This is a genomic window from Streptomyces sp. NPDC002309, from assembly GCF_053593375.1.
The window spans coordinates 124126-141020 of record NZ_JBSFCI010000023.1 but is presented as its reverse complement, the minus strand read 5'-3'; the positions used below and the strand labels follow the sequence as shown (position 1 = coordinate 141020).

Sequence of the window (16895 nt, the reverse complement as noted above, 5' to 3'; positions counted from 1 at the left end):
CACGGGCCGCCCCGAGGACCTTGCCGAAGTCGAGGTAGCTGGTCGCGGGGGTGTCACCACCCAGGGCGAACGCCTCATCCGCGACGCGGACATGCGACGCGTCCCGGTCCGGTTCGGCGTAGACGGCGACGCTCGCGATACCGGCGTCCCGACAGGCCCGGGCCACGCGGACAGCGATTTCGCCACGGTTGGCGATGAGCACCCGGCGCATGTCAGGACACCCGCACCGGTGCCGGCGGCTCGCCGGCCCGGCCGAACCGGCCGGCTCCCCTCTCCAGCGGGCCCAGCGACCCGTCGAAGAAGATCAACGGTTCCTGGCCCTGCTCGGGGACGCCCAGTTCCACGACCTCCCCGATGACGATGTCGTGGTCGCCGGCCGCGTGCACGTCGACGGTGGTGCAGCCGAGGTAGGCCAGCGCCTCGCTGAGCGCGGGCAGCCCGTCCCCGGTGAAGTGGTGCGGGACGCCCGCGAACGCGTCGGGCCGCTTCTCCGCGAACCAGCGGGCCAGCGGCTGCTGCCGACCGGACAGGAAGTTGACGGTGAAGCCGCCGCTCTCCTGGAGCAGGTCGTGCAGCCGGGACCGTTTGTGCAGGCAGAACAGCACGAGCGGGGGGTCCAGCGAGACCGAGGTGAAGGAGTTCACGGTGGTGCCCTCGGCCCGGCCGCTCGGCCCGGTGGAGACCACCGTGACGCCGGTCGTGAACAGGCCGCACACGCGGCGCAGGGTCAGCGGCTCGATGGGCTGTCGCTCAGGGGTGCGGGTCAGCGACCGCGCTGCTGCGGACATGCTCATCCCTTTCCTGGGAGTGTCATGGGTGTGCCGCGCGGATCAGAGGAGCTTGCGGACCTTGGAGCCTGCCTTGACGATGCCGAGCAGGAACTCCCGGCCGACGTCGTTCATCTCGGACGGCGCCTGCGTCGACGCCCAGAACAGGAAGCGGGCCATCATGGGCACCGAGGGGTGGATGAAGCGCTGCTTCTCGTCCTTCCAGCCGAAGACCGGGTTGACGATGGGCGAGTCGCGCAGGGTCGCGAAGACGATGTCGGCGGCCTCGTCGCCGGTGATCGCGCCGGCCTCGTACTTCTCGCAGGCCTCGGCGGTGGTGTCGAGGATGCGCTTGAAGGAGTCGGACTGCGGCCACCACAGCCCCGGGTACGGGACCTGCTCCAGCTGCTCGAAGTGCTCCTCGCGGCCGTCGCGGGCGTGGTTCAGCCGGGCCCGGGTGAGCCGCATGGTGCCGGGGGTGATGAAGGAGCCCCACACCCGGAACACCGCGTTCCAGAGGCGGAAGTGCGAGAAGGCGATGAAGGAGCTGTTGACCAGTTCGTCGTTGTACTGGAGCAGGCCCTGCTCCAGCCGTTCGACGTACTCGAAGCGCTCGGCGGAGAAGTCGCCGTCCTTCAGGGCGGCCAGCAGCCGGGAGGTCAGCGCGTCCACCACCTCGAAGGTGTTGGACAGGCCCCGGGAGAACAGCGCGTCGATGAAGCCGGCCGCGTGCGACATGAGGCACCAGCGGTCGCCGATGGTCTGCTTCGAGGAGTACTGGAGCCGGTCGGTGGACACCCACTCGCGCACCCGGGTCGCGCCGTCGAACTGGCGCTTGACCGCAGGGTACTTGTCGAGCCAGAGCTGGAACTCCTGCTCCGGGGTGAGGTCCGTGGGCTTGGGGTAGGTGCGCTCGTCGACCGTCAGGCCGACGCTGCACAGCGGGTTGCGGGACTTCTCGTGGTTGTCGAACGGGATGATCCAGAACCAGCCGCGCTCGATCATGTGGTGCAGGGTGCCGGTGTGCCAGTCGGCCGGCGGGCGCAGGTCCTTGGGGTGGCCGCTGACGTCGTCGAAGCGCTTGACTCCGACGTAGTGCGTGAACATCGAGCGGCTGTGGTGCTTGAAGCGGGCGGGCTTCTCGCGCAGGTCGAACTTGTCGGCGAGCGGTGAGCGGAACCCGGAGGCGTCCACCAGGTACTTGGCCCGGTACTGCTCGGGCTGGGCGTTCGGCGCGGCGCTCCTGCCGGTCACGGTCACGCCGTCGTCGTCGAAGTCGACCTCGGTGGCGCGCCAGTTCTGCCGCGGTGTGCAGCCGTACTTGATCGCCACGTGGAACATGAACGAGTCGCTGTCCTGGCGGTGCATGTGGCTGTTCTGGTGGAAGATCTTGGGCAGTGCCAGCTGGGTGGCGGCCCGCGGGTCGGGCTCCTCGCCCACCTCGTGCTTGATGAAGCCGAAGTGCGCCTTGGTACCGAAGGTCGGGCCGATGTCACGGGTGGACGCCTGGACGCTGGACAGGCTCTTGAGCTCGGGGATGTCGTGCCGCTCGGAGAGGATGTGGATCCACTCCACGAGCTGCGGGGTCATGGACTCGCCGACGGCGAAGCGCGGGTGGGCGGTCGCGTCGACCAGCAGGACCCGCGCGCCGTGCTTGGCCAGGATCGCGCCGGTCACGGAGCCGGCCAGGCCCGACCCCAGAACGACGACGTCGAACGTCATCTCCTGCGGTATGCGTGCCGATCCCGTCGCGGCTTCGGTCATCTTCGTGACCATGAACTGTCTCCTTCTTCGGGGTTCTTCAGGGCGGAACACCGCATGAAAAAAGGCCCTTCATTCGGAGAATGAAGAGCCGTGGAAAAAGGCGTGAGGTAACCGCTGAATTAAGCGTGACAGGTTTTGGCCAGAGGGTCAACCCCGGGCCGGGACGGTGGGTTTGGTGTTATCGGAGAAATCGCTTCCGGATTTCTCCGCGGAATTCTCCGGCGCGTCCAGCAGTTTCAGCAGCAACGCCCTCAGTTCGTCCTCGCCGCCGGGTCCGAGCATGTCGGCGACATCATGCGCGAGTTCGTGCACGGCGGCGGTGATGACGGCGAGCTTCTCCCGGCCGAAGTCGGTGACCTCCAGGGCGTACCGGCGCCGGTCGTGCGCGTCGCGGCCACGGCGGACGAGCCCCTGCTCGACGAGTTCGTCGACCAACTTCGAGACGGCCGGCCCGGTGATGGCGAGCAGCCCCGCGAGCCGCTGCTGGGAGCAGGGGCCGGAGGCGACGAGGGCGGACAGGGGGCCGTAGTGGCGGACGCGCAGACCGGTGCCGGTGAGCTTGTCGTCGCCGTGCCGGCGCAGCCGGAAGTGCGCCTGCGCCACCAGGTACTCGGTGCCCTGCACCAGCGGCTGCGCCGACTCGGGCAGCAGCCGGGCGAGCAGTTCGTCGAGCCGGACGCTCTGCGCACGGGTGAGGACGGCGGTCAGCCGCGCGTCCCGGTCGGCCACGGCCCGGCGCATGGTGCCCAGGGCGGCGCGGCCGCGGTCCGTCAGCGAGAGCACGTACTGGCGCCGGTTGTCGGGGTTGCGGGTGCGCTGGACCTCGCCACGGTCCTCCAGGCGGTCGATGACCTGGACCATGATGGTGCGGTTGATGCCGAGCCGTTCGGCGAGGTCGAGCTGGGAGGCCCAGTCCTGGCCGGTGAGGGCGTCGAGAACGAGGAAGTCCCGGGAGTCCGTTCCGGTGCCGTCGGGGGTGGCGGAGAACTGGGCATGGACCCGGCGCAGGAGGTAACTGACATAACCCGCCAGCGACTCCGGGAGAGCCCCGGGGACCTCGGCGGTCTCCTCGGTCCTGGTGAGGGGGGTCGCGGGGTTCACCGGGCTCGCCGGTTCCTGGACCTCGTCGCGTGCACGCCGCACAACAGCACCTCCTGCCCGAGTATAAGTGCGGCACACCCGCCGTCCCCTCGGGTGCGCCGCGGTCCGGAGATTCAGGGGGTGGCGTCCTCACGGACCAGTTCCAGCACCGAGCGGACACCGGCCGCCTGGCCGCCGGCCTCGAAGACGCCGGTCAGGCGCAGGCCCGCCCGGGCGGCGAGGGCGGCGAGCTCGTCCACGCCGCGCTCCGCACCCGCGAAGTAGGCGAGCATCCTCAGGTCCATGGCCGTCTCGGGGTGCTCGCCGGTCTCCTCGACGACCAGCACCCGGCCGCCGCCGGCGACGGCGTCGGCGCAGCGGCCCAGGATGCGCAGGGCGTCGTCGTCGGACCAGTTGTGCAGGACGGAGGAGAGGATGTAGCCCCCGCCGCCGGCGGGCAGCTCGTCGAAGAAGCTGCCGTCGACGACGTCGGCCCGGTCCGCGAGGCCCAGCGCCCGGAAGTGGTCCGCGGCGCGGGCGGCGGTGGCCTTGAGGTCGACGACCGTGCCGCGCAGTGCCGGGTGGGCCGCGAGCAGCCCGCCGAGCAGGACGCCGCTGCCGCCGCCGAGGTCGTAGACGTGGCCCAGCGCGGACCAGTCGTAGGCGGCGGCGATCGAGGGCACGTCCCGGTCCAGGTTGTCGGCCATGATCGAGTCGAAGGACTCGGCCAGCGCGCGGTCGGCGGCCAGGTCGTCCCAGTAGGGCACGCCGTAGCGGACGGGGTAGGCGGGCTCGCCGGTGCGCACGACGTGGGCGAGTTCGACCAGGCTGAGGTCGCCGCGGCCGAGCGCGCCGTCGAGGTCGACCAGCCGGTGCTGGCCGCCCGGGTGACCGGTGCGCAGCTGCTCTCCGAGGCCGGTCAGCGCGTACGCCGGGCCGCTCGGGGTGAGGACGCCGACGGTGACCAGGTGCCGCAGGACCCGGTCCAGCGCCCCGGCGTGCAGGTGCTCGGCACGGGCGATGTCCTCGGCGGTGGTCCGGCCGGCCGCGATGTGGTCGGCGACCCGGTAGGTGGCGGCCACGCGCACGGCCATGGGGGTGACGAGGTCGGCGAGCTCCCACACGGCGAGGGAACGGTTCTCCGGTCCGCTGTCCGTCGTGGGCTGCTCGGCCTGGCTGTTCCGCGAGAGGTGGGGCATCTCGGCGCCTCTTTCCGGGCTCGGGTGCGTGGGTCGGTGGGGGGCCGGCGGCCCCGCCGCGGGGGAAGAGGCGGGGCCGCCGGGGTGGGTCACAGCGCGACGGGAGGCTGGGCCCCGTCCTGCTGCGGCTGGGGTGCCGAGTTCGGCGCGGTGAGCAGCGCCGTCAGCAGGGCCAGCAGGTAGAGGGCGCCACCGAACAGGAAGCCGTACGAGTAGCCGGTGGTCAGGGCGTCGGACGTGCCGGGCTCGGACGCGTTCTGCGTGATCACGGTCGCCGCCGCTGCCAGCGCGGCGAGGCCGATGGCACCACCGATCTGCTGCGCGGTGTTGACCAGGCCGGAGGCGGCACCGGTCTCCTGCGGCGCCACCCCGCGGACGCTGATGATGGTGACCGCGACGAAGACCATCCCGAGGCCCAGACCGGAGACCAGCTGCGCGGGCAGCAGCGCGACCCAGGGGTTCTGGTCCGGGGCCAGCAGGCTGAACCAGACCATGCCGAGGATGCCGACGGTCAGACCGACGGAGATCACGGTGCGCTCGGAGAGCCGGGCCAGCAGCTGGGGGCCGATGGCACCGGCGGCGAGGAGCATGCCCACCGCGTACGGCAGGTAGGCGACGCCGGTGATCATCGGGTCGTAGCCCTTGACCAGCTGCATGTAGAGGGTCAGGAAGTAGAAGGTGGCGAGCATGCCCGCGCCGACCAGGAACATCACCACGTTGGCGCCGACGCGGCCCTTGTCGGCCAGTACGGCGCCGGGGATCATCGGCGCCCGCGAGGTGCGCTGGATCGCGACGAAGGCGATCAGCAGGACCAGGGCGGCGCCGAGGGAGATCAGCGTGACGGTGTCGTCGAGGCCCTCCTCACCGGCGCGGGTGATGCCGTAGACCAGGGCGCCGAAGCCGAAGGTGGCGGTGAAGGCACCCGGCACGTCGACCTTGCCGCGCTCGCGGCCGCCCTCGACGAGGACGCCGGTGCCGACCAGGACGGCCAGGGCGATCGGGATGTTGACGAACATGACCCAGCGCCAGTTCAGGTACTCGGTCAGCGCGCCGCCGAGCAGCAGGCCGGCGACCGAGCCGAGGCCGCCCATCGCGCCGTACACACCGAGCGCCTTGTTGCGCGCCGGGCCCGCCGGGAAGGTGGTGGCCAGCAGGGACAGCGCGGTGGGCGCGGCGATCGCGGCTCCCAGACCCTGCAGCAGCCGGGCGGTGATCAGCAGCCCGCCGGTGGTGGCCAGACCGCCCAGCAGCGAGGCGGCGGTGAAGACGACCAGGCCGATCCGGAAGACCAGCCGGCGGCCGAACAGGTCACCGGCGCGGCCACCGGCCAGCAGCAGTCCGCCGAAGGCGAGGGCGTAGGCGGTGACGACCCAGCCGAGGCCGGCCTCACTGAGGCCGAGAGCGCTCTGCATGCTCGGCAGGGCCACCGCGACGATCGTGTTGTCCAGGACGAGCATCAGCTGTGCTGCGGCGATGACCAGCAGCGCGAGGCCGAGCTTGCCGTCCTTGCGCGGCGGTGCCGCGGCCCCGGGGACGGCCTGGGTGCGGTCTTGCAGCGACATGAGCTCTCTCCGATGTCTCTGGGTTCGCGGGGGGGGTGTGGTGTCGCGGAGGTCCGGGGGTGCGGAGAAGCGGAAGCGCCCCGGACGTGGGGGTCCTGTCAGCGGGCGGCGGTGCCGGCCCGGGTGCCCCAGATGTCCAGCGCCTCGTAGGCGGCGCGCCATTCGGTCTCGTAGGCGTTGCGCAGCGGCTCGGGCATCTTGCCGAGGATTCCGGTGAGCTTGGCGGCGCTCATGTCGTCGAGCAGCCAGGGCAGGTAGTACCGCGAGTCGTCGCCGACGCGGGTGCGCTGCTCGGCGCTGAACGTCGCCCACTGCTCGGCGCTCATGGTGATGTCCATCAGCTGGAGCGCGTCCCGCTCCTCGTGGTCGAGGTGGCCGCCGAGCTGCGTGCAGAGGGTGTCGGTCAGGCCGCCGAGGCGCTCCAGGCCGGAGTCGCGGTCGGCGAGGGCCGCGTCGATGTCGGCGAGCAGCGGGTCGATGACGGCGTGCTCGGCCTCCATCGCGTCCAGCAGCGCCAGCTCGTCGGGCCTGCCGGCCAGCGCCTGCTGCATCACCGGCCACACGGTGACGTCCTCGGACGTGTGGTGGATGGTCAGGAATTTCTTGAACAGCTCCCAGCCGACCGCGGTGCTCAGGACATGGCGCGGGTCCTCGTCGACCCGGGCCGTGATCCGCGCGATCCGCTCCAGCTCGCGCCGCAGGGCGTCGTGGATGGCGAACATCATCGTCATGTCGAGGTTCTTGAACTGCTGGCTCATCACTGTCTCCCTCAGTGCCTCACTGCTGCGTCGCCGTACCGCTGCGTTGCCGTACCGCGAGAGTATCGTCAACTTACTTATCCATCAATGTATCCAACTAGCAATCAGCCAACCATCAAGAGACCAATCAGTGAGGGGAAGAGCAGGTCAGAGGTGGTGTCAGCGACTCGCGGAGGACTCGAGAACGGGCTCTTCATGGCCGGTTCCGGACCGCGTTCCGGCCGAATCCGCATCCACATCGCCCTTGCCGCGGCGGATCCGGGTGAGCGCCGGCGAGGTCGCCGCCGTGGTGATCAGGGCCATCAGCACGAGGATCGTGAACAGGTCGGGCCCGATGACCCCGAGACCGAGGCCGATGTTCAGCACGACCAGCTCGGTCAGGCCCCGGCAGTTCATCAGCGCGCCGATGGACATCGCGTCCCGCCAGTCCTGGCCCGAGAGCCGGGCCGCGACCGAGCCGCCGCCCCACTTGCCGAGCACGGCGACCGCGAGCACGGCACCCGCCCACAGCCACTGCTCGGCGTCGCCGCCCAGCAGCGACACATCGGTCTTCAGACCGGTGCTCACGAAGAACAGCGGCAGCAGCACCGGCACGGTGAACGCCCGCACCCGCGCCGCGGTGGCCTCGATCTTCCGCCGGCCGCGCGGAGTGATCACGCCGAACAGGAACGCGCCGAACAGCGCGTGCACACCGATCTCCTCGGTGGCGTAGGCGCTCAGGCACAGCCCGCTGAACAGCACGACCAGCACGACGCTGTCCGCGTACTTGCGCTCGGCACGCCCGGCCCACCGGTTCAGCAGCGGGCGGACGGCGTAGAGCATGACGAGCGTGAACGCCACGGCGTACCCGGCGGTGGTGAGCGCCTCCATCGGCGAGTTGCTCTTGGTCACCGCGACCACGGCGGCCAGCAGGCACCAGGCGGTCACGTCGTCGACGGCCGCGCAGGCCATCGCGAGCGCCCCCACCCGGGTGCGGTACAGACCCCGGTCGGTGAGGATGCGGGCCAGGACGGGGAAGGCGGTGATACTCATCGACACCGCGATGAACAGCACGAACGCCAGTCTGTCGGTGCCGGCGGGAGCGAACGTCCCGTACATCCCGAAGGCCAGCAGGGTGCCCAGCAGCAACGGCAGGGCGATGCTCGCCTGGGACACCGCGACGGCCGTACGGCTGTGGCCGCGCAGCGCCTTCAGGTCGAGCTCCAGCCCGACCAGGAACATGAAGGCGAGCAGCCCGATGTTCCCCAGGACGCCTATGTGGGGCAGGGCGGACTGCGGGAAGAGCCAGGCCTGCGCGTCCGGCCACAGCCAGCCCAGCAGCGACGGACCGAACAGGATGCCGACGACGATCTCGCCGACCACCGGTGGCTGCCCGAGCCAGCGTCCGAGCTGGGCACCGGCCTTGCAGGCGAGGATCACCGCCGGCACGGCGATCAGCAGATCGGGCAGAGGATCGAGAGCAGCGGCCATCACACATCTCCGAAGCGGGATTCGAGGCGGGAAAACGCGCGGGTGTCGGTCGTGCCGGGAGCCGGTCAGGCCGCGTAGGGGCGTGCCGCCTTCGCCTCGCGCAGCGCGCGGGCCCACCACAGCAGCTGGTCGAGCATGAGCTTGGAGGCGGATTCCGCGCCCTCGGGATCGGCGGGGAAACGGCCTTCGGCGTCGTAGTGTTCGAGAATCCTGGGGAAGGTGACGATGTCCTTCATCCCCACGCAGTGGAACTCGGCGAAGATCTGCCGCAGATGCTCGATCGCGCGCACCCCGCCGGCCGAGCCGAGCCCGTAGCCGACGAAGCCGACCGGCTTGGCCTGCCATTCGGACTGGAAGCTGTCGATCAGGGTCTTCAGCGGGCCGGGCACGCTGCGGTTGTACTCCGGTACGACCACGACGTACGCCTCGGCCCCGGTCAGCCGGGGGCGCAGGGCCACCGCCCGCGGGTCGTCCGCGTCGAGGCTCGCGGGCAGCAGGTGCTCGGCCACGTCGACGACGTCCAGCACCAGGTCGTCACGGCGCGAGGCCACCCGGGCGAACCAGCCCGCGACGTCCGGCGCGAGCCGCCCCTCCCGGGCCGAGCCGACGAGCAGCGTGACCCGCACCGGGCGCGTCACCGGGCCGGAGCCGCTCATCGCCGTGCCGCCGGGCTCGGCGCGGGAACCGGCGTCAGCGCCAGGAACTCCTTGGCATCGACCCGGGACAGGATGCGGCGGGTCAGGGCCGGCATCCTGGTGGTGCCGTCGTCGGTGAAGACGACCGGGCGGACGACCTGGACCCGCCGGCCCCGGGTGGTGATCTCACAACCGCCCGCCGCCAGCACGTTCTTGACCCAGTCGGAACCCGGCCCGTAGGGCAGCGTGATGATGATGTCCTCGCCGCGCCGGAAGAGCTTCACCGGCGTCGCGAACTCGCGCCCCGACCTGCGGCCCCGGTGGTGCACCTTCCCGAAACCGGGCAGCCGGCTGAACAGCGGGCCCACCAGACGGTTGGCGAACCTCCGGTTGAAACGGGCCACTTTCCTGTCGATCGGCACGGATCTTCCCTCCCTCTGGAGTGTCGGTCGCCTCCGAACGCCGGACGGGCGCCCTCCGTCGGTGGACGGCGGGCGCCCGTCCGGACCGGGGCGTGGGTCAGGCGGCCGGCTTGGCGCCGGGTCCGCCGTTCGCACCGGCCGGCGTCAGGGGGCCGACCGGCCTGCCGCCGGACTTCAGGAAGCGCTCCAGGGTGAAGTTGTCGACGATGCCCCAGCGCTCGGCGATCCGGTCGCCCTCGAAGCGGAACCAGATGATCGCCTGGTGCTGCACCCGCAGCCCGGTCGCCGGGACGCCGATGAACGGGCCGGTGTGCTTGCCGTGCATGACCCAGCGGATCGCGGCCTTGTCGCCCATCGAGAGGAAGTCGAGGATCTCGTAGCGGATGTCGCTGAACGCGGACTGCTGGATCTTGATGGTGTGCTTGAACGCCTCCGGTCCGCGCATGGAGTCGTCGTGGCTGCCGTTGTTGCGGAAGTCCGCGGTCAGATAGCGGTCGGCGGCCGAGAGGTCGCCGAGGTCGAGGCCCTCGTGGAAGACCTTCTCGATGACCTCGCGCTGCTGCTCGGCGGTGAGCGTGGTGGGCATGCGTCAGTTCTCCTTCGTCGCTGGTGTCGCTGCTGTCGCTGCTGTCGTTGAGGCCGCGGATGCGGTCGCGGTCGCGGTGGTGTTCCCGCGGGTGTCGAGGGTCTTGACGTCGACCTGGGTCACGCCCTTCGGCACGGCTCCCGTGGTCCACGAGATGCGCAACCGCAGCCGGTCGAAGCGCCAGCCGTCGGGCAGGCGGCGGGCCGTGCCGGTGAAGCGGCCGCCGAGCTGGAAGTACTCGGACGGGTCCGGCGGCAGGGGCGACCCGTGGTGCACATGGGAGGCGATCAGGCTCCAGCCGAGCTCGGCCCGGTCGCCGTCGAGCTCGACCGCGCTGTCGGAGCCGTGGTGATGCGTGCGGCCCCAGCGCGCCATGATCTGGGTGGTGAATCCGCCGACGCCGAGGACACCGCGGTGGCTGCCCACGGGGAAGGTCATCTCGATGTCCTCGGTGAACAGGGACTTGGCCCAGGCCTCGTCGAAGTCGCCCTCGTCGAGGCTGGCCAGATAGCGGCCGGCGAGCCCCTGCAGCGCGGCGAGGTCGGCGAGCCGGGCGACCTCGCGGGCCAGGGCGGCCGGATCCGCCGTCCGCGGGCGGGTCATGACACCCGGCGCGCCGCGGTGGTGGCGTCCGTCCCGTAGATCACGGCGCCGTCCGGACCGTGTACGACCGCCTTGCCCTCGCCGGTGAGCGTCTCGCCGTCGCGGCGGGCGCTGATGTCGATCTGTATGTAGGCGGCGTGGTGGCCGTTGGGGCTGATCTGGGTGACGTCGAGGTTGAAGTCCTCGCGCAGGGAGAACTCCAGTCCGGAGTCGCCGGTCACGGTCCACGAGCCGGTGCCGGTGCTCTTCTTCGTCGTGACCGAGAGCGAACCGTCCGGCACGAAGGTGACCGTGTAGTCGTCCACCTCGCCGTCGTGCGTGACCGTACCCGTCCAGCGACCGACGGGCGTCCAGGGAGAAACAGGCATCGACCACACTTCCTCTAGTCGGGGAAACGTCGGGGAAACAAAAAATCCGCATCCAGGTCGGGAACACCGACGTGGATACGGATTTCGAGTCAGGGCATGAAGGCGCCGGAAAAAGTGTGACACCTTGGCCCGAGCTCCGTCAACTCTTGTTCTGTAAAGACCACTTGATGAATCGCCGGTGAACGGAAAAGAAGCAGCCCCCACGGCCTGGAGGTCGGCCGCGGAGGCTGCTCGACGGGATCTCCGCACGGATCCACGCTTTTCTTCAGAAAGGTCCTGACGACGCCGTCACGACGGTGGGCGGATAATCGCTGAGGAACTCTTCCCCGGCGCCATTGCCGAGGATCGGGAAATCACTGGGAATCGTCGCGACGGGACAGCCGGAACAGTTCGTCCAGGTCGTACTCCGCCCGCTGCGGGCCGCCGTACCGGGTGATCTTCCGGCGGCTCGCCCACTTGCGGATGGTGGCTTCGGACACCCCCATGGCGAGTGCCGCCAGTTCCGTCGGGACCCTCCGTCGCCTCCGCCGCTCCTCCTCCGTCACGCGGCCTCACCCTTCAGCCGGTCGGCCACCCGCATCCACTGGTGCGGCGGCAGGGCGTGCCCGGCGTCGCAGGTGACATGGCTGGGCACCCGGCCGCCGGCCGCGGACATCACCCCGTGCAGCGCTCCGTCGCACCCCGGCTCCAGGCAGGACCCGAGCGGGAACCTGCGCACCTGGCCGGGACCGAACAACGTGCCGAAGGCGGTGAGCAGTTCGGCGACCTCCTCGTCGAAGTCGACGACTGCGGGGTGGTCCGCCAGCCACGGCAACTGCTGCTGCAGAAACCGCACCAGGCTGTCCGCCCGGGGCTCCCGGGGCCGCGGCGCGCGATCCCGGGACTCGTCCACCACCAGCCGCGCCCACTGGGCGAGTACGTCGGCGACGTGGGCCCGCAGGGCCACCGCGCCGTCGTCCAGCACGATGCCCACGGTGCTCCGGCTCCCGCTGACCCGCTCACGCAGATGGGGTGTGGCCCGGGTGAGGGCCTGGTCGCTCTCTTCGTAGAGTTCGAGCAGCGCGCGCAGCTCCCGGTGCAGCCGGCCCACGCACTTGGCGCAGATCCGACCGCACAGGGGCACGCACTCCCTGCTCCTGTGGTCGTCGGCGAGTTGCCGAACCTCGTGCATCCGAATCCCCCCGAATCTCGGGTTCTCCTGAGACTTCCTCCATGCTCGCGGGCGCCCAGACCCGCTTCAACGCAGGCCCGTTCAGGGTTTCGACAAGCATCTGCAGTTGTGTGAACGGACCGTCAGGGCAGTGTGAGACGGCCTGAAAACATCGCCCGGAGAAGCCGGAGGCCGGCGTTCCGCCCCGCGGCGTCCCCGGAGGGACCGGTTCCGCTGTCGGACCGGTACCGGCACCCCTCGGGGAGGCTTGAAGACCGGCCGATCCATTTGATAAACATAGCAGAAGATACCGTTCGACCAGTTTTTTTAGACCACCCTTCAGACCCGCGGCGGACGGCTCCGCGGCGGGCGGGCCACGGCGCTGGGAGACACCGATGAGGACCGTTCTGATCGTCGATGACGATGACGGCGTGGCCGAATCGCTCGCGCAGGCCCTGACGGTCCACGGGTTCCTGTCGCTGCGCGCCGCGACCGGGGCCGACGCGCTGGACCTGCTGGACGACGTGGCGCTCGTCCTGCTCGAACTCAGCCTGCCGGACCTGGCCGGGCACGAGGTGTGCCGGCGGATCCGGGAGCGCTCCTGCGTGCCGATCCTCGCGATGAGCCACCGGGCCGAGGAACTGGACCGGGTGATGGCGTTCCACATGGGTGCGGACGCGTTCGCGTACAAGCCCGTCGGCTCCTACGAGTTGAGCGCCCGCATCCAGGCGCTGTTCCGGCGCACCGGCACCTGTCCCCGGCACGAGGGCCACCGCCGGGGACCGCTGACCGCGCAGGAGCCCGCTCAGGCCCTGCCGCCCGCCCAGGACACGCTGAGCGCCGGCCCGCTGGGACTGGACCTGCGCACCCGCACGGTCGCGCTGGACGGCGCGGAGATCCCGGTCACCCGCCGGGAGTTCGACCTGCTGGCGATGCTCATGGAGGAGCCGGGCACGGTGCACCGGCGGCAGGAGATCATGGCCCAGGTCTGGGACGAGAACTGGTTCGGCTCCACCCGCACCCTCGACGTCCACGTCGGCTCCCTGCGCGGCAAGCTGGGCAACCGCGAGTGGATCGAGACGGTACGCGGCATCGGATACCGCCTGGTGGTCCCTCCGAAGCCGTCGGCCCCGCCCCGCCGGACGGCGGAGAGGGCGGGAGGCTGAGCCCCGCCATGCCCTGACCGGGGCGGCGGGCGGCGGGCGGCCCGCGGGCCTGCACCCGCCGGGCCGCGACCGGGGCCCACACGGACGGCCTGCGGGCTTCACGCCGCCCGGCGCGCAGTCACGAAAGGGGCGCGCACGCGGCCCGGCCACCACAGACCGGACCCGGCACCCACGAGCGCCGGCGAACGGTCGGCGCACAGGCCCTTCAGCGCCGCCCGGCGGACACACCACGGCACCCCCACGCAAGCCGACCGGCCACCGCGGACCCGGGCCGGCGGGCGCCCGACCGGCCTCCCTGGCCTCGCCCTCGGAACCTCACGGTCGCGGCGCGCACCGGGCCGCCCGGCCCGATCCCCGCGGGAAGCCCCGTGACGCCGGCGAGCGCAGACTCCCGCCCGCCTCCCGGAAAGCCAGTCGTCGGGCACACCCTTGCCGCACCGCCTCGGACACCCCCACGCCGATCCCGGAAAGACGTGCGGGCGGGAGCCCCCGCTCCCGCCCGCACCCCTGTGTTCGCGCGTCGGCAACCCCCGCCGACGTTCCGCGTGCCCTACGCGTGCTGGGCCGACGCGTCCAGGACGGTGACCGTGCAGACGCCCGCCACGGTGCCGCCCTGGTGGAACTCCACCGTCAGACTGCGGCGGCCCAGCTCGTCCACCGTCGGCACGGACGCCGAGACCACGCAGGGCGTGTCCAGTTCGACATACCGGTGGAACGAGGCGTCGCAGCCGACCAGCAGCCCCTGCGGCAGCCCGAGGCGGGCCAGTGCCGCCTGCCGGGCGGCCTCCATGACGAGCATGCCCGGCACATGGTCCACCGGGTGGTCGAACAGCACCGGGTGGGTGTGGTCGACGCGCAGCAGGTGCACCGCACCCTGGTCGTTGCCGGCCTCCCCGCCCGGCACGCCCAGTACGACGTCGAACTCCCTGCTCCGGCCGACGAGTTCCGGCTGTACCGCCTCGACGAGCGTGCACGCCGGACGTGCCTCCGCCCGCTCGCCGCGCAGTCTGCGGTACACCGCCGGGGCCACGCAGTCGCTCGCGGCGTACCCGTGCCCGACGAGCGTGCCGTCCCGGTGCGCGAGCACGTCGCAGGCGAACGACACGACGTGCTCCCGCCGGCACCGGATGTCCTTGAGCGTCACTTCGAGGACCACGTTGGCCGGGGCCCCGGCCAGCCGTGCCCCCTCCTCGGTGATCTCGAAGGAGGTGTGCTTGGTCAGGAAACGGTGCCCCTGCGGGATGCCGAGCGCCTGGTGGGCGAGGAGCAGCCCGGCCTGGCGTATCGATTCTCCTAGCACCATGGGGTCGTGCCAGCGGCCCGCCACCGGGCCGTAGTAGCTGTGCCCGCGCGCCCATTGGGCACCGACGCGGTACACGTCCCGTCTGTGCGGCCGGACTCCCGTGATGAGGACCTCCGAGACCGCGGCGCGGTGCACGAGCCACCGCGGCACCGTGCGCTCAAAGAGGTCGACCTCCCCGTTTTCGAGGGTTAAGAATTCCAGTCGGTCGGCTTGCACAAGTGCGCTCATCGTGTGCCTCCTGAGGCGCGAAAGGAACGCGGCCTTCCGCGAACGGAACAGGACAGGGCTTACATGGGCCGCCGTCGTGCATGGCAACGCCGCTCGATAAGCGTACTAGCTGACTGGTTTTTTTTCTTTGAGACATGGCACCCTTTTGCCAAGGGACTCACGGCGGGTCCGGCGGGGGTGGGCGCCCTTCACCGGACCGTCGACGGACAGGAGGTAGGCACGTGGTCAGGGTCAGGCAGGAACGGGCCGAGATCACCCGGCAGGCGATCCTCGACGGAGCCGCGACAGCCTTCGACGCGACCGGCTTCGGCGGTACGAGCCTGAGCGACGTCGCACAGGAGGCGGGCGTCACCAAGGGTGCCCTCTACTTTCACTTCGCCTCCAAGGAAGCCCTCGCCCGCGCGCTGGTGGACGAGCAGTTCCACTCCACCGACCTGATCGCCGGGGAGCTGATGCCGGGCGTGCAGACGGTGATCGACATGGGACACCGGCTCGCGCACGGACTGCGCTCCGACGTCCGGCTGCGCGCCGGCATCCGGCTCGTGGTGGAGTTCGGCTCGTTCGTCGACCCCGACCCCACGCCGTACAACTCGTGGATCAACATCGTGCGGGACTGCCTGGCACCCGCGCAGGGCCGCGGCGACCTCTTCCCGGAGATCAACGTGACCGACCTGGCGACGTTCGTGTGCGGCTCGTTCACCGGCCTCCAGCTCACGTCGTACGTCCGCACCGGCCGCGAGGATCTGCACGATCGGGTCACCGACATGTTCCGCTACCTGCTGCCGGGCGTCGTCCCGGCCGAGCGGCTCGCCGGCTTCCGGTCCGCCGGCTCTCCCAAGGCCCGCGCCGAACTGGGGCTGCCGCCGATGGACGACGACCGCCGGGCGGGGCGGGAGCACGGACAGGAGCGGGCACCGAAGCCGACCGGCTGACCGGTAGGCGCTGATCAGGGGCGTACGCACCCATGGACACGGTCGGCACGGAGTGAGAGACGTGCCGCCGGCTCATGCCCACGACCGCCACTGCGGCTACGGCTGCGGCTACAACTGCGGTGACAACTACGGCTGCTCACAGCACGGACGGGGCCGTGGTCCGTACCGCCCGCAGTCCGTCCTCCGACGCCAGCGCGGGCAGGGTCAGCTCCCACAGATCCGCGAGCCACGTCTCGCACTCGTCCGCCGGTACGCCCAGCCAGGTCAGCGTCTCCAGTCCGGACACGGCCGCGGCCAGCGGCGTCCGCGCGGACGACTCCGCTACGGAGTGGCCGAGTTCGCCGGCTCGACGGGCCTCGTCCAGCAGACCTCCCAGCCGCCCCAGCCACTGCCCGTAGAAGTCCGGGGAGCCGTCGTCGGCGGGCAGCGCGCGGCCGACGGCGATACCGCCGACGTCCCCCGGCTCCCGCTCGCGCGCGATCCGCACCGACGCGCGCACGAACACGTCCTCGCGCAGCAACCGTCCCAGCCGGTACGTCAGATCGACCACGCGCTGGAGGTATGTCCCGCCGGTCGCCTCCAGTTGGAGCACCGCGCACTCCATGACCTCCCGGCCGCGTTCCTGGACGGCCATGGCGACCTCGTCCTTGGTGGAGAAGTGGAAGAACAGCGCGCCCTTGGTCACCCCGGCGTGGTGGCTGATGTCGGCGAGAGTGGCCCGTACGTAGCCGTGCCGCGCGAACTGCTCGGCGGCGGCGGCCACCAGTCGTTCGACGGTCCGCTCGGAGCGTTTCTGTTTGCCTGCCATCCGACCGCTCCTCGAAGCAACCCGTCACACCTCCTGCATGGGTCCTTCATACGCCTCGGCACGGCAGGGGAACGCAAGCCCCGTGTCAGATAAA

At 71.0% G+C, this 16895-nt stretch carries 19 protein-coding genes; 2 read left to right on the top strand and 17 right to left on the bottom strand.

All coding sequences use genetic code 11. The features are described from left to right. From ACWCPM_RS20710 to ACWCPM_RS20640, 15 genes are all read right to left on the bottom strand, one after another. Positions 1 to 211: biotin carboxylase N-terminal domain-containing protein (locus ACWCPM_RS20710; RefSeq protein ID WP_450977671.1), on the bottom strand; the 211-nt coding region annotated here is incomplete at its 3' end. A gap of 1 nt (position 212) precedes the next feature. Then, positions 213 to 788, bottom strand: a complete 576-nt coding sequence (locus ACWCPM_RS20705; RefSeq protein ID WP_450977670.1) for a flavin reductase family protein — start codon at positions 786 to 788, stop codon at positions 213 to 215. A 42-nt stretch (positions 789 to 830) separates the two neighbouring features. Then, positions 831 to 2531: an NAD(P)/FAD-dependent oxidoreductase gene (locus tag ACWCPM_RS20700; protein WP_450977677.1), complete on the bottom strand. Its 1701-nt coding sequence runs from the start codon at positions 2529 to 2531 to the stop codon at positions 831 to 833. 147 nt (positions 2532 to 2678) lie between these two features. Beyond that, positions 2679 to 3674 carry a MarR family winged helix-turn-helix transcriptional regulator gene (locus ACWCPM_RS20695; protein ID WP_450977669.1) on the bottom strand — a complete coding sequence of 332 codons (996 nt, stop codon included), beginning with the start codon at positions 3672 to 3674 and terminating at the stop codon, positions 2679 to 2681. Between the two features lie 71 nt (positions 3675 to 3745). Then, positions 3746 to 4810 carry a methyltransferase gene (locus ACWCPM_RS20690; RefSeq protein WP_450977668.1) on the bottom strand — a complete coding sequence of 355 codons (1065 nt, stop codon included), beginning with the start codon at positions 4808 to 4810 and terminating at the stop codon, positions 3746 to 3748. Positions 4811 to 4899: 89 nt separating this feature from the next. Further along, on the bottom strand, positions 4900 to 6372 hold the full coding sequence (locus ACWCPM_RS20685; RefSeq protein WP_450977667.1) for an MFS transporter: 1473 nt from the start codon (positions 6370 to 6372) through the stop codon (positions 4900 to 4902). 98 nt (positions 6373 to 6470) lie between these two features. Then, positions 6471 to 7130 (bottom strand): hemerythrin domain-containing protein, encoded by a 660-nt coding sequence (locus ACWCPM_RS20680; RefSeq protein ID WP_450977666.1) that lies wholly within the window; start codon positions 7128 to 7130, stop codon positions 6471 to 6473. A 159-nt stretch (positions 7131 to 7289) separates the two neighbouring features. Next, positions 7290 to 8600, bottom strand: a complete 1311-nt coding sequence (locus tag ACWCPM_RS20675) for a cation:proton antiporter (protein WP_450977665.1) — start codon at positions 8598 to 8600, stop codon at positions 7290 to 7292. 65 nt (positions 8601 to 8665) lie between these two features. After that, complete coding sequence (locus ACWCPM_RS20670) at positions 8666 to 9256, bottom strand: NADPH-dependent FMN reductase (protein WP_450977664.1); 591 nt, start codon at positions 9254 to 9256, stop codon at positions 8666 to 8668. After that, entirely contained in the window at positions 9253 to 9657 is a 405-nt protein-coding gene (locus ACWCPM_RS20665) for a nitroreductase family deazaflavin-dependent oxidoreductase (RefSeq protein ID WP_450977663.1), read from the bottom strand. Before ACWCPM_RS20665 ends, ACWCPM_RS20670 begins: the two co-directional genes overlap by 4 nt. A gap of 97 nt (positions 9658 to 9754) precedes the next feature. Next, positions 9755 to 10243: an ester cyclase gene (locus ACWCPM_RS20660; RefSeq protein WP_450977662.1), complete on the bottom strand. Its 489-nt coding sequence runs from the start codon at positions 10241 to 10243 to the stop codon at positions 9755 to 9757. Positions 10244 to 10246: 3 nt separating this feature from the next. Then, the gene (locus ACWCPM_RS20655) at positions 10247 to 10846 is read right to left on the bottom strand and encodes a nuclear transport factor 2 family protein (protein WP_450977661.1); all 600 of its coding nucleotides are present in this window, start codon (positions 10844 to 10846) and stop codon (positions 10247 to 10249) included. Then, a complete protein-coding gene (locus ACWCPM_RS20650) occupies positions 10843 to 11214 on the bottom strand; it encodes a dehydrogenase (RefSeq protein WP_450977660.1) in 372 nt (123 codons plus the stop codon). The genes ACWCPM_RS20655 and ACWCPM_RS20650 overlap by 4 nt, the downstream gene beginning before the upstream one ends. A gap of 353 nt (positions 11215 to 11567) precedes the next feature. After that, positions 11568 to 11759 (bottom strand): hypothetical protein, encoded by a 192-nt coding sequence (locus ACWCPM_RS20645; RefSeq protein ID WP_450977659.1) that lies wholly within the window; start codon positions 11757 to 11759, stop codon positions 11568 to 11570. Then, a complete protein-coding gene (locus ACWCPM_RS20640) occupies positions 11756 to 12385 on the bottom strand; it encodes a hypothetical protein (protein ID WP_450977658.1) in 630 nt (209 codons plus the stop codon). The genes ACWCPM_RS20645 and ACWCPM_RS20640 overlap by 4 nt, the downstream gene beginning before the upstream one ends. A gap of 374 nt (positions 12386 to 12759) precedes the next feature. Between ACWCPM_RS20640 and ACWCPM_RS20635 the strand changes: the two genes are divergently transcribed. Beyond that, positions 12760 to 13530 (top strand): response regulator transcription factor, encoded by a 771-nt coding sequence (locus ACWCPM_RS20635; RefSeq protein ID WP_450977657.1) that lies wholly within the window; start codon positions 12760 to 12762, stop codon positions 13528 to 13530. 550 nt (positions 13531 to 14080) lie between these two features. Here ACWCPM_RS20635 and ACWCPM_RS20630 read toward each other — a convergent pair. Further along, the gene (locus tag ACWCPM_RS20630; protein WP_450977656.1) at positions 14081 to 15061 is read right to left on the bottom strand and encodes a ScbA/BarX family gamma-butyrolactone biosynthesis protein; all 981 of its coding nucleotides are present in this window, start codon (positions 15059 to 15061) and stop codon (positions 14081 to 14083) included. A gap of 221 nt (positions 15062 to 15282) precedes the next feature. On the opposite strand from ACWCPM_RS20630, the gene ACWCPM_RS20625 reads away from it, so the two are divergent. Continuing rightward, on the top strand, positions 15283 to 15993 hold the full coding sequence (locus ACWCPM_RS20625; RefSeq protein WP_450977655.1) for a ScbR family autoregulator-binding transcription factor: 711 nt from the start codon (positions 15283 to 15285) through the stop codon (positions 15991 to 15993). A 136-nt stretch (positions 15994 to 16129) separates the two neighbouring features. Here the strand turns inward: ACWCPM_RS20625 and ACWCPM_RS20620 are convergent, their stop codons facing one another. After that, the gene (locus ACWCPM_RS20620) at positions 16130 to 16801 is read right to left on the bottom strand and encodes a ScbR family autoregulator-binding transcription factor (protein ID WP_450977654.1); all 672 of its coding nucleotides are present in this window, start codon (positions 16799 to 16801) and stop codon (positions 16130 to 16132) included. Positions 16802 to 16895: the final 94 nt, after the last annotated feature.

What these genes read in the sequence shown, in the direction of transcription:
- ACWCPM_RS20705 (WP_450977670.1), bottom strand. Translation starts at nt 788, where the DNA reads ATGTCCGCAGCAGCGCGGTCGCTGACCCGCACCCCTGAGCGACAGCCC.
- ACWCPM_RS20700 (WP_450977677.1), bottom strand. Translation starts at nt 2,531, where the DNA reads ATGACCGAAGCCGCGACGGGATCGGCACGCATACCGCAGGAGATGACG.
- ACWCPM_RS20690 (WP_450977668.1), bottom strand. Translation starts at nt 4,810, where the DNA reads ATGCCCCACCTCTCGCGGAACAGCCAGGCCGAGCAGCCCACGACGGAC.
- ACWCPM_RS20685 (WP_450977667.1), bottom strand. Translation starts at nt 6,372, where the DNA reads ATGTCGCTGCAAGACCGCACCCAGGCCGTCCCCGGGGCCGCGGCACCG.
- ACWCPM_RS20680 (WP_450977666.1), bottom strand. Translation starts at nt 7,130, where the DNA reads ATGAGCCAGCAGTTCAAGAACCTCGACATGACGATGATGTTCGCCATC.
- ACWCPM_RS20675 (WP_450977665.1), bottom strand. Translation starts at nt 8,600, where the DNA reads ATGGCCGCTGCTCTCGATCCTCTGCCCGATCTGCTGATCGCCGTGCCG.
- ACWCPM_RS20670 (WP_450977664.1), bottom strand. Translation starts at nt 9,256, where the DNA reads ATGAGCGGCTCCGGCCCGGTGACGCGCCCGGTGCGGGTCACGCTGCTC.
- ACWCPM_RS20660 (WP_450977662.1), bottom strand. Translation starts at nt 10,243, where the DNA reads ATGCCCACCACGCTCACCGCCGAGCAGCAGCGCGAGGTCATCGAGAAG.
- ACWCPM_RS20655 (WP_450977661.1), bottom strand. Translation starts at nt 10,846, where the DNA reads ATGACCCGCCCGCGGACGGCGGATCCGGCCGCCCTGGCCCGCGAGGTC.
- ACWCPM_RS20650 (WP_450977660.1), bottom strand. Translation starts at nt 11,214, where the DNA reads ATGCCTGTTTCTCCCTGGACGCCCGTCGGTCGCTGGACGGGTACGGTC.
- ACWCPM_RS20640 (WP_450977658.1), bottom strand. Translation starts at nt 12,385, where the DNA reads ATGCACGAGGTTCGGCAACTCGCCGACGACCACAGGAGCAGGGAGTGC.
- ACWCPM_RS20635 (WP_450977657.1), top strand. Translation starts at nt 12,760, where the DNA reads ATGAGGACCGTTCTGATCGTCGATGACGATGACGGCGTGGCCGAATCG.
- ACWCPM_RS20630 (WP_450977656.1), bottom strand. Translation starts at nt 15,061, where the DNA reads ATGAGCGCACTTGTGCAAGCCGACCGACTGGAATTCTTAACCCTCGAA.
- ACWCPM_RS20620 (WP_450977654.1), bottom strand. Translation starts at nt 16,801, where the DNA reads ATGGCAGGCAAACAGAAACGCTCCGAGCGGACCGTCGAACGACTGGTG.